The organism is Xenorhabdus sp. TH1 (assembly GCF_037260955.1).
Lineage (GTDB): Bacteria > Pseudomonadota > Gammaproteobacteria > Enterobacterales > Enterobacteriaceae > Xenorhabdus > Xenorhabdus griffiniae.
Genome location: NZ_CP147734.1, coordinates 1,706,663 through 1,719,774 on the forward strand (window position 1 = coordinate 1,706,663; position 13,112 = coordinate 1,719,774).

At 52.0% G+C, this 13,112-nt stretch carries 2 protein-coding genes (1 of these 2 cut by a window edge); both read right to left on the minus strand.

Annotated elements, in window-relative coordinates; genetic code table 11:
• Positions 1-11,107, minus strand: partial view of a non-ribosomal peptide synthase/polyketide synthase gene (locus tag WDV74_RS07820; protein WP_338885385.1) — the beginning only. It extends 11,558 nt beyond the left edge of the window; 11,107 of the gene's 22,665 nt are visible here — the first part of the coding sequence; its start codon is at positions 11,105-11,107; the stop codon falls past the left edge of the window.
• Positions 11,108-11,403: 296 nt separating this feature from the next.
• Entirely contained in the window at positions 11,404-13,077 is a 1,674-nt protein-coding gene (gene panP / locus WDV74_RS07825; protein ID WP_338885387.1) for a pyridoxal-dependent aspartate 1-decarboxylase PanP, read from the minus strand.
• Between the last annotated feature and the right edge of the window lie 35 nt (positions 13,078-13,112).

The window sequence follows — 13,112 nt, forward strand, 5'->3', positions numbered from 1 at the left end:
ACGCGTCTTGTGGGAAGTTCTGCTGGGTGGCATTGAATTCCATCAACAGTTGCCGCCGCTCCGATTCTGGCAGCAGGGGCAGGGCACCAATAAGTTGTGTCTCATCCGCCACCATAGCGGTCAACACATTTGTCAGGTAACCAACCAAACGCTCAATGGTCGTGGCATCGAATAAGTCAGTGGCGTAGGCCAGTTCACCGACCAGGCGGCCGTCCTCATTTTCGGCCAATGACAAGGTCAAATCAAAGTGAGCACTATAGTGTTCCTGCTCAATGTGGGTGAGTTGTAGCTCAGGTAACGCTAACGCTTGTCGTGAGATATGTTGTGGCGTGTTGTTTAAGGCCAGCATCACTTGGAAGATGGGGCTGTAACTCAGGTTGCGTTCAGGCTGGAGCGCTTCCACCACCTGTTCAAAGGGCAGATCCTGATGAGAATAGGCCGCGAAAGCGTGTTCCCGCACTTGGGCGAGCAAGTCAGCAACACTACTGGAATTATCCAGCGTGATACGTAAGGCCAGTGTATTGACGAAGAACCCGATTAATCCTTCCAGTTCATGATGTGGGCGGTTAGCAATCGGGGTGCCGATGACAATATCCGCCTGTCCACTCAGCCGAGCCAATACGATACTCCAGGCACTGAGTACGGTCATAAATAAGGTGGTGCGATGGCGCTGTCCAAGACGCTTAAGCGAAGTCAATAAGTCTGCATCAACATTGACAGGGAGCCGGCTACCAACATAGGACTGCACCGCTGGGCGGGGTCGGTCGGTTGGCAATGTCAATAAAGCCGGCGCACCTTCAAGCTGGGAACACCAGAAGTCGCGTTGTTTCGCAATGGCACTTTCTTGTAACCATTCTCGCTGCCAGACGGCATAGTCGGCGTACTGAATCGGCAAGGGTGGTAAGGGATCATCTTGGCTGTCGAGGGCGGCGCGGTAAAGGGCGCTGAATTCACGCAGCAATACGCCGATGGACCAGCCATCAGAGATAATATGATGCTGGGTGAGCAGCAAGATATGTTCCTCATCGGCCAGTTGCAGCAAATGCCCCCGCAGTAGCGGGCCTTGAGTCAGGTCAAACGGTGTTTGGGCTTCGAGATCGGTTAATTCCGCGATACGGTTGCTATGGGCGTCTGGCGTTAATGCGCGCAAATCCTGGTAAGACAGGGGAAAACCCCTATCAGCCGGATCGATTTGCTGGCAAGGCTGGCCGGAAACCAGCACAAAGCGGGTACGCAGGCTTTCATGGCGGGCGACCAGAAGGTCAAGGGCACGGGTTAAGGCTGGGCGATTAAGTTGTCCGGTCAAGCGCAACGCCATCGGGATATGGTAGGCCAGGCTAGCCGCTGGATCGAGCTGAGCGAGGAACCATAAACGTTGTTGAGCAAAGGACAAGGGCAGTGGTTGGTGACGGTCAGCGACAGGGATGGTGGCCTGTGTGGTGGTTGACGCATCAGCCAGCGAGTGAGCCAGATCGCGCAAAAGCGGTTGGTCAAAGAGTTGCTGCAACGGTAACTCGCGTGCCAATTGTTGACGAATGCGGGCTGCCAATTGGATGGCAAGCAGGGAATGGCCACCGAGTTCGAAGAAGTGATCGTAACGGCCGACATGTTCCAGTCCGAGCAGATCTTGCCAAATCTCGGCCAGGATGATTTCTGTTTCACCCACGGGGGCTTCATAGCGGCGCGTGACCACTGCGGATAAATCCGGTGCCGGCAGAGCCCGACGATCCAGTTTGCCGTTGGGGGTGAGCGGGAAAGCATCCAGCGTGATAAAGGCACTGGGTAACATATAGTCAGCCAGATGCTGGGCGAGTTGTTGTCGTAACTCAGCCGGAACCAGTTCAATGCCTTCTTGCGGTAGCAGGTAGGCTACCAGTCGCTTTTGTCCGGGTTCATCTTCGCGAGCCAATACCACGGCTTCACGCACGCCGTCACATTGGGTCAGTCTGGCCTCGATTTCGCCCAGTTCGATACGGAATCCGCGCAGTTTAACCTGAAAATCATTGCGGCCGAGGTATTCGATATTGCCATCGGGCAACCAGCGACCGAGGTCACCGGTTTTGTACATGCGGGCATCTGGCTCTGAAGAGAACGGATCAGTCAGGAAGCGTTCGGCGGTGAGTTCAGGACGATTCAGATAACCGCGGGCAACGCCGTCACCGGCGATATGGATCTCCCCCGCTACACCGACAGGAACTGGTTGTCCTTGCGTATCCAGAATATAAATCTGGGTATTCGCAATCGGGTGGCCTATCGGGAGCTTACTATCAACATCCTGATCTGCCCTGGTTGGAATTTCATAGTTGGTGGCAAACGTGGTGGTTTCCGTTGGTCCATACACATGCAGTAAGTGTCTGGGAGGGAACTCAGTTCTGAGGCGAATGGCCGGACGGATATCCGCCTGTTCCCCGCCAAAAAGGACATACCGTAAGCCGGATAAGGCCGGCCCAATCAAGTTTGCATATTGGTTAAACAGGGCGGTAGTCAGAAAGAGGGCACTGACCCCTTCCGTTGACAGACGCTGGCCAAAAAGGGTCGGTTGCAGCAAGGTTTTCTCCGGGATGAGCAGAATACGCGCCCCATGAACCAGACCCGCCCACACTTCCCACGTGGCGGCATCAAATGAGACATTGGCGCAATGGGCAATACAGTCGTCAGATCCTATATCGGCAAAACCATTATTGATGATAAGGCTAACGACATTGCGGTGCTCAACCATCACGCCTTTGGGTTGTCCGGTTGAACCTGACGTGTAAATCACATAGGCCAGATGACGGGGTGTCAGCCCCAATGCCAGTGCGTCAGGATTATTCGTTGGCTGGGTGGCCCATATCGGCTGCTTATGGTCAAATAAAGGATCAAGTAAGACCGTCGGTACGGTATTGGGCAGCTTGTTGAGTTGGGTTTTCAGGGTCAATAACACCACCGGTGCGGCATCATTGAGCATATAGGCCAGCCGTTCAGTCGGGTAGTCTGGGTTGAGTGGGGCATAGGCGCCACCGGCCTTAAGAATAGCCAGTAAGCCGATCACCATCTCCAGACTGCGTTCGACACAGAGGGCGACCCGATCATCTGGACGTACCCCCAATGTAATCAGGTAATGGGCTAGCTGATTGGCACGGCTGTTTAACTCACCATAGCTGAGCGTTTGCCCCTCAAAAACAACGGCAATCGCGTCGGGATGCTGGGCAGCCTGCACCTCAAACAGGTGGTGGATCACCGCCTCTCGCGGGAAATCGGCTTGAGTGGCGTTGAAGTTTATCAGCACTTGTTGCCGTTCTGCTTTCGGTAAGATAGGGATAGCCCGAAGCGCTTGTTGCGGGTGATGAACCAGGGCATCGATCAAACCGCTGATGGCTGTGGTCAGGTAGGTATTGATACGTTCGGGCGCAATATCCGTGACGGTCAGGGCGGTCAGTTGGAAATCATCCCCAAAGTCATCGACTGACAGGGTAATAGGATAATTGGTCTGTTCCTCAGCCGAAACCAGGCGCAGGTGCATTGCTGTCCATATGGTATCATTGGTTTCCCCTTTATCAGCCTGGCTATGGCGATAATTGAGCAGGGTGCTGAACAGCGGCAATGGTGGTGCCACGCCACTGCACCGTTGGGCCAGCGCTAACGGGGCCTGCTCATGCTCCAGCAAAGTGGTCAGATTCTGATAGGTCTCCTGCACGCTTTCCTGTACCGTGCGCTCGCCCAGAGAAATACGCAGGGGAAGCGTATTGATAAACATCCCCAGTATGCGATCAGCCCCTGCACCGCCTTGCAGACGACCTAACAGTACGGAGCCAAATACCACGTCATCGCGGCCGCTGGTGTGGGCCAATACCTGCGCCCAGGCCACATGGAACAGCACACTGGCACTGACACCCAGCCGACGCGCTTGAGCGCGGATTGCTTTTGCCAATGTGGGGTCAAGCAGCAGGCTATGTTCGTTGATGGCACTGTTATCGTTGGGTACGCCGAGTATCCCAAAGGGGGAGGTGGGTTCATCAATATCCGCCAGTTGGCTATGGAAATAGGCTTCATGTTCTGCCGCTGGTGTGCTTAATGTTTGGACAATAAAGTTGCGGTAGGGTAGCGTGGGCGGCAATGTTTTAGCGTTACCCTGTAATATCTGGACAATCTCGGCGAAAATCAGATCTGAGGTCATATGGTCATTGACCAGATGATGGAAGCGCAGGGCCAGCAACCACTCATTTTGTGCGGGATCATGGGCGATATCGGCGGCAAAGAGGGGCGCCTGGTTCAAATTAATACGATGCTGGTGTGGATCAGTGTGAGCCAGTAACTGCGCTGGAATATCATCCGTCGAGATCGGGGTGAGTTCATCGACAGTCATTAATGCCTGACGCCAGACCACCTGCACCGGCTGCTCCAGTCCTTGCCAATAAATTGCGGTGCGCAGGATGTCATGACGATCAATAACTTGCTGCAAAGCTGCCAGAAAAGCATCAAGATATTCGCGAGTATCACAGGCAAGTACAATCCGTAATAAATAGGCATCACCTTGTGTCTGTAACAGATGATGGAACAGGATCCCTTCCTGCAACGGGGCCAGTGGGTAAATATCCTGTACATTACTCGCCCCGCCGTAAACGGTATCAACGATGGCATTAATCTCAGCTTGGGAAAGCGAAACCAATGGCAACATATCAGGAGTGATAGCCGTACAGCGTTCAGGAATAAGATTGGGTGGCACGATAAAGGTATTGGCATCACGCTGGATAGCTTGAGCCATATCGTTCAGGATTGGGGCGGCGAATACACTGCGAACATGGAGTTGCCAACCCAGATTGCGCAGTTCTTCGATCAGGCTGATAATCATCAGCGAATGGCCGCCGAGTTCAAAGAAATGGTCATGGCGGCTGACTTGTTTCAATCCCAATAGTTTTTGCCAAATTTGCGCCAAGGTAGTTTCTCTTTCACCAATGGGCGCAACATAGCTGCGAGTAACGACTGCCGATAAATCGGGGGCAGGCAAGGCCTGACGGTCTAGTTTTCCGTTTGACGTTAGAGGAAAGGCGTCCAGTGTGACAAAGGCACTGGGTAGCATATGGTCAGCAAGGTGTTGGGCGAGTTGCTGACGCAATTCAGCGGGCACCAATTCAGCTCCTTCCTTTGGCAGCAGATAGGCGATAAGTCGTTTCTGATTTGTTTCATCTTCGCGAGCAATGACCACCGCCTCACGTACCCCGCCACATTGCGTGAGTTTAGTTTCGATTTCCCCTAACTCAATACGGAAGCCTCGCAATTTGACCTGAAAATCATTGCGACCGAGATATTCGATATTGCCATCGGGCAACCAGCGGCCGAGGTCACCAGTCTTGTACATCCGCGCATTGGGGGTGGCAGAGAATGTGTCAGCGAGGAAGCGTTCAGCGGTGAGTTCAGGGCGATTGAGATAACCACGCGCCACACCGACACCGGCGATATAAATTTCCCCCGCCGCACCGCGCGGAACGGGTTGGCCGTGTGCATCCAGAATATAAATCCGGGTATTAGCGATTGGGCGGCCAATCGGTGGCGGATTATCCTCTGTGGAGGAAACACAGGGATAGAGTGTGGCACAGACCGTGATTTCCGTTGGCCCATAGGCATTAAGCATTTGCCGCCCAGGTGACCAGCGTTTGACCAGAGTTGACGGACACGCCTCTCCCCCCACCAGCAAGGTTTGCAGGGTATCGGGCAGGGAATCCATCGCGGCTAACGCAGTGGGTGACAAGAGAACATGGCTGATAGCCTGCTCGGTTAAGTAGCTGGATAGTAGGGCTCCGGGCAGCAGATCGGCTCGTTTGGCCAGATAGAGACGTCCACCTGCCATTAAAGCCATACAAGATTCCCAAATACAGGCATCGAAACTGTTTGAAGCGAACTGTAAGACGCGACTATCTGGGGTCAGTGCCAGCACATGTTGTTGGGTGGCGATCAAGTTGCACAGGCTAAAATGTTCGATCATTACCCCTTTCGGTTGACCGGTCGAACCAGAAGTATAAATCACATAGGCCAGATGATGTGATGCCAAACCCAATGCCTGCGCGTCTGGATTGCCGGTAGGTTGAGTTGACAGGCACGGTTCAGGGTTATCCAGCAAGACGGTGGGTAGGGTATTAAACTGAGCGAGCCACTTTGACTGGGCTAGTACCGATTGGGTCAGTAAAGCCACGGGTGCCGCATCTTCCAGCATATAGAGCAGTCGTTCGGCCGGATAAGCGGGATCAAGCGGCACATAAGCCCCGCCGGCTTTAAGGATAGCCAGTAAGCCGACCACCATCTCCAGACTACGCTCGGTACAGAGGGCAACTCGATCATCAGGGCACACCCCCAACGTAATCAGATAATGGGCTAATTGATTGGCACGGTAGTTTAATTCACCATAGCTCAATGTCTGGTCTTCATAGATCACTGCAAGGGTATCGGGATACTGTGCGGCTTGCGCTTCAAACAATTGGTGAATTAGCGCGTTTTGCGGGAAATCGGTCTGAGTGGCATTAAAATCCACCAGCAGTTGTTGCCGTTCTGATGCGGGTAGCATTGGTAACGTGGCAATGAGTTGGGCGTCATCTGCCACCATGGCGGTTAGCACATTGTTGAAATAACCAGCTATCCGCTCAACCGTGGCGGCATCGAATAAATCGCTGGCATATTCCAGCTCACCGACTAAACCGGCTTCGGTTTCGGTCAGTGACAAGGTCAGATCAAAGTGAGCGCTGGGGTGCATTTGTTCAATGGGCGTACATTGGATCTCGGGCAATGCCAACGACTGGGCGGGGGTGTTATTTAAGGCCAGCATCACCTGAAATATTGGGCTGTAGCTAAGATTGCGTTCGGGCTGGAGCGCTTCCACCACCTGCTCAAAGGGCAAATCTTGATGGTCATAGGCGGCCAGTGCCCGCTCCCGAATTTGGGCCAGTAAATCGGCCACACTGAGATCATTATTGAAGGTAATACGTAAAGCCAGTGTGTTAACAAAGAAACCGATTAACCCTTCCAATTCATGATGCGGACGGTTAGCGACAGGGGTGCCGATAACGATATCATCCTGCCCGCTAAGTCGGGCCAGTACCAGACTCCAGGCACTGAGTACCGTCATAAACAAGGTGGTGTGATGGCGCAATCCCAGTTTTTTCAGTGAGTCCAATAAGCCTGCTTCAATGTGCACAGGGACTCGGCTGCCAACAAAGGATTGTACTGCCGGACGCGGCCGGTCGGTTGGGAGGGAGAGTAAGGCCGGTGCGTCTTCAAGCTGGGTGCACCAGAAATCACGTTGTGCCGTGAACGCCGCCTCTTCCTCTTGCAGCCAGTGGCGCTGCCAGACGGCATAGTCGGCATACTGGATCGGCAGGGGCGGTAAGGGTGCGTCTTGACCATCAAGGATAGCGCGATAAAGCACATTGAGCTCATGCATCAGCACACCGACGGACCAACCATCAGTGATAATATGATGCTGGGTAAATAGCAATATATGCTCTTCATCGGTCAGTTGCAGTAAATGACCCCGTAGCAGCGGGCCTTGGGTAAAGTCAAAAGGCGTTTGAGCATCGCGTGCCGTTAATTCCGCAATACAATTGCTCTGTGCTTCAGCGGGTAATGAACGCAGATCCTGATAAGTCAGGGTAAAACCGATATCCGCCGAATCGATGTGCTGGCAAGGTTGGCCGGCAACCAGCGTAAAGCGGGTACGCAAACTTTCATGGCGGGCGATTAATTGGTTGAATGCACAAGTTAAGGCTGGGCGATTAAGCGGCCCAGTCAGGCGCAATGCTACAGGAATATGGTAAGCCAGGCTGGCAGCCGGATCGAGTTGACCGAGGAACCAGAGCCTTTGTTGAGCAAAGGACAGGGGCAATGGCTGGCTGCGCTCAGCGACCGGGATCACGATCTGTGCCATTGTCGAAGCGCTTGTGAGCGTTTGAGCCAATTGCATTAAAACCGGTTGCTCGAAAAGTTGCTGTAACGGCAACTCGCGCGCTAATAATTGGCGAACCCGTGCCACTAATTGGGTAGCCAGCAGGGAATGACCACCGAGCTCGAAGAAATGATCGTGACGACCGACTTGTTCCAGGCTCAACAACTCTTGCCAAATTTGAACCAGAGCGGTTTCTATTTCACCGATGGGCGCTTCATAGCTGCGAGCGACGATTGCTGATAAATCAGGTGCAGGCAGAGCGTGACGGTCGAGTTTACCATTGGGCGTCAATGGAAAGGTGTCCAAGGTAACAAAGGCACTGGGTAACATATAGTCAGCGAGGTGCTGAGTCAGTTGCTGGCGCAGTTCAGCCGGCACCAGTTCAACTCCCTCCTGTGGACGCAGATAGGCCACCAGCCGTTTCTGGCCGGGTTCATCTTCGCGCGCCAGCACGACCGCTTCGCGTACGCCGTCACATTGCCTCAGTTTGGCTTCGATTTCCCCCAGTTCGATACGGAAGCCCCGCAACTTGATCTGAAAATCATTACGGCCAAGGTATTCAATATTACCCTCGGGCAGCCAGCGGGCCAGGTCGCCGGTTTTGTACATGCGGGCATCTGGCTCTGAAGAAAACGGATCGGGCAGGAAGCGTTCGGCGGTCAGTTCAGGTCGGTTCAGGTAACCGCGGGCTACGCCGTCACCGGCAATATGGATTTCACCTGCTACCCCGATAGGAACGGGTTGACCCTGCGTATCCAAAATATAAATTTGGGTATTCGCGATGGGGTGGCCAATGGGGAGCTTTCTGCTTTTACCTTCAACGTCCTCGTTTTCCATAACAGGAATTTCATAGGCGGTGGCAAACGTGGTTGTCTCGGTTGGCCCATACACATGCAGTAAGTGTGTGGGGGGATGCTCGGTTCTGAGACGAATAGCCGGACGGTTATCCGCCTGTTCACCGCCGAACAGGACATAGCGTAAGCCAGAGAGGGATGGCCCAATGAGATCCGCGTATTGGTTAAACAGGGCGGTGGTCAGGAACAGGGCACTGACACCTTCCGATGACAGACACTGACCAAACAGCGTGGGCTGGAGCAAGACTTTTTCCGGGATAAGCACAATGCGCGCACCATGCACCAGCCCCGCCCACACTTCCCAGGTGGCGGCGTCAAATGAGACATTGGCGCAATGGGCAATACAGTCGTCAGGGCCAATCTCAGCAAAGCCACTGTTAATGATAAGACGCAGGACATTGCGATGTTCGACCATCACACCTTTAGGTTGCCCCGTTGAGCCGGAGGTGTAAATCACATAAGCCAGATGGCGTGATGTTAGCCCCAATGCATGGGCTTGCGGGTTGTGAGTCGGTTGTGCCTCGAATAACGTTTCCTGCGCATCAAGCACGATGACCGGCACCGTAGCAGGGACGCTGTCGCGCAATCTGTCGCATTGTGCGGTTTGGGTGAGTAACACCACTGGGGTGGCATCGTCCAGCATATAAGCCAGCCGTTCGGTAGGATAGGTCGGATCAAGCGGCACATAGGCACCACCGGCCTTAAGGATGCCCAGTAAACCCACGATAGCGTCCAGACTGCGCTCAGCACAAATTGCTACCCGATCATCCGGCCGCACGCCCAACTCAATCAGATAATGGGCCAGTTGGTTGGCACGGCGGTTAAGCTCGTCATAGCTCAGGGATTGCTCGGCAAACACGACAGCGGTTGCATTGGGTGTTTTAGCAATTTGTGCTTCGATCAATTGATGGATCAATGTCTCTTGGGGGAAATCCGTCTGTGTGGCGTTGAAATCCACCAGTAATTGTTGCTGCTCTGTTAGCGGTAATAGCGGTAAGCATCGGATCGGGGTTTCCAAAGACGTCAGGGCGGCTTCGATTAACACCATAAGACGTGACTGGAGGGCTGTCGCTTCAGCACGGCTCAGATAATTGGGGGAAAAATTAAACTCAAGTGTGACCAGTTTCTGCTCATCCTCGCTGTTAGCGAAAGCATATTGGTGAAGCGCAATAACAAGCGGGAATGGGGCGCCACGTTGTATTTTTGAGTATTTGAGTGTGGCATTGGGGATATCGGCGTTCACGTCTATCTGTTCAAATGACAGCATGATATCGAATAACTGGGTTCGTCCGGTCTGCTGCTGGATTTGTGTGAGCTGGTTGATTTCCGAGAGTGGCAAACGTTGATGTTTGTAGCAACGCCTTAATTCTGTTGCTGTTTTCCCCATCACATCAAGGAAAGTGTCATGGGGCGAAACGGTGATCCCGACTGGGATCACCGATGAAAACATCCCTGCCGTATGTTTTTGTTGGCTGTTTTTACGGTTATCTACAGGAATGCCAATAACAATATCTTCATCTTCTGTCAGTGAGTAAGCCGTGCGTGAAAAATAGCAGGCCAGTGCGGCATACATAAAATGCAGGACAGACAATCCATGTGTAGCGACGGTGTCTTCTATTCGCTGGAAAAGCGTTTTATCCAGTGGCCAGGTTAGCGGCTCGGCATGTTCATCATCTGCTGTTTTCTCTAAATTTGCGGGCTGAATTAAGGCGGGCGGTAAATTTTTATAGCGCTCTGACCAGAATTGCTGATCTTGCTGATAACGTTTTGAGTTTAAATAGGCGTTATCTTCATGAATAAAGTCGAGATAAGAGGGCGCCGCTTTTGGCAATTTCTTTCCTCTGCTGAGCCGAGTATACGTATTGGCTATTTCTGCGGAAATCAGTCTTAACGTCGTCGTATCGCCAATAAGATGATGACAGCAAAACTGGCAGTACCAACGGTTATCACTTACCCGTAACAGGGCAAAACGCCATAGTTCACTGTACAAATCAAACGGCCGCTTGAAGGCAGTACGGATATATTGTTCAGCTTGTTCTTCTGCGTTGTCATGATCTGAAAAATCGTGGATTGTCACGGATACAGGCAAAGCATCGGTGAGTGCTTGCTGTGGTAATTCCTCAGTTTTAACGAGTCGTAAACGCAATACATCATGGCGACAAACAACGGTCTCAATAGCGCGTACTAACAGTGCGTCATCCAACTTTCCCTCAACAAGGAGCACTGAACCTAAGTTATAGCAGATACTATGGGGGCGGCAGAGCTGGCTGAGCCAGACGACTTGCTGGGAAGAATTGAGTGGGAATTTTATATTATTGCTACTATTGCGTGACATAGGCATTGCTTAACTCCTGCTTGTGATACTAATTAGCTGGACTAATCAATTTAATTTGAGTTATGTAACAGAGCTGCACGCTAGAATATGATTGGTTAACTAACTCTTTCATAAACGGATGCTTTGTTTTTTTAATTTTTGTTATAAAAAGAAGGGATTTGTGTATTTTTGATTTTTTGTATAAAAAATATTGATATAAGTATGGTGATAGGGAGTTTGCCATTGACAACACGATATGAAACCTGATTTCTCCCCGCTTAGCGGGGAGATATAAGACGCATCTTGAAGTGAGATTGGTATACTCAACAAATTAAGTTGTGTAGCGTTTGCCAAAACGGGCTTTGTTGTGCTAGCTGACGCTGCTCTTCAAGCATATTTTCGAGTATTGCCAACGTGGTCAGAGGATTTGCCAGCACGACCCGCAAAACGGTTGTGGGCTGTCGATCCCACTGCACGGGTTTGAGACTGGTATGTGAGACAAAAGATTTTCCGGCGGACCACTGCACCGCTTGGATATTCTGGTTCAGTGCATTAATTGCTTCATGCAATTGCTGTTTCACCTGGCCTGAACTTTCCCGTAGTGCCTGTAATACCTTTGGCGGCACGTATCGGTAGGTCAACAGGCAAAGCTGTGGTTCACTGATCAACTCGAAATCTTCTTGCTGGCGGATGAGATTGGCGAATTGTTGTGCTTTCTCGATGCTTGCATCGATCAGGCCAGCCAATCTTTGGCGGCCAAGCAAGTGGAAGTTACTATGTAACATCAGCGACATTGCACTGCGTGAACCTTCCAAAGTATGGCGCCCCAGATCCTTTGACCCCTTGCGTACAATATAATTAGCATGTTGGGCGATGGCGTTGGTCAGGGTAGGCTGACGGAACAACACCATACCTGCTCCCATAGGCACATACATTTGTTTATGTGCGTCGATCGTGACGGTATCAGCACGTTCGATACCCGTAAATAAGTGCCGGTAGCGTTCGGACAACAAGCTCGCTCCGCCCCAGGCGGCATCGACATGAAAATGACACTGTTCCTGTTCAGCGATATCCGCCAGAAGATCCAGCGGGTCAATGGCACCGGTTTCTGTGGTGCCAGCTATTCCGACAATCGCCATAGGCTTGATATTGCGCTGGCGCAGCTTTTGCAATTGTGTGAGCAGAGCATCAATGCTGATCCGCCCCTCTCTGTCGGCATCCACTTTTACCAGGGCATCCTGCCCTAATCCAAGAATATCCACCGCTTTTTTCAGCGAATAGTGTCCGAGTTCCGATACCAAAATAGCTAAGCCACTATAGCCATAATGTATCAGCCCCCTGGCTAATCCCTCACGTGCCAGACCAGCAAACTCCCCGTCGGCGGGCATAAGCTGGTTTCGGCACGCCCACATGGCGGTTAAATTAGCCACGGTTCCACCAGAACAGAAGGTCGCCAGCGCATGATCACTGTTGTGAAGCCACTGTTTATAGAAAGTTTCATCACCGTGATATACCAGCTTGTGCATCATACCCAGAACCTGCCGTTCCAGCGCAGTTAAAATATGCGATGTTTCCAGTTTGACCAGATTCTGATTCAGGGCTGTTACTATCTTGCCAAGAGCAGGCAAATGTTTGGGGAGAGCCGATGTCATGTGACCGACAAAGGCCGGTGATGATACAGGCACAACCTGATTGAGGATATTTTCGCTCAGATACTGGGTATATGCCCCAGCATCAACCGGAGATTCTGGGATAATCACGGAGGAGAACTGACTTTCAAGTTCCGTTAGTTCGCGCATGGGTTTGTTTAATTCGCGCAGACAATAAGCGACAGGGTCACTAGCAATTTCCGTTTCCAGTCCGGCCAGATCTTCGTCACCGACACCGAAAATAAACTGGTTGAGCAGTGCTTGCCATTCTTGCTCATCCAGACAGTGCGTGTTAAGTGTTTTTTTATCCGTTTCGTCGTGATCCAGGTTGTCAGGAAAATACAGCATAGTTTGCCTCTTTAGAGTCATTAATAATATCGGTC

Coding starts and splice junctions, on each gene's coding strand:
- panP (WP_338885387.1), bottom strand. CDS start 13,077: ATGCTGTATTTTCCTGACAACCTGGATCACGACGAAACGGATAAAAAA.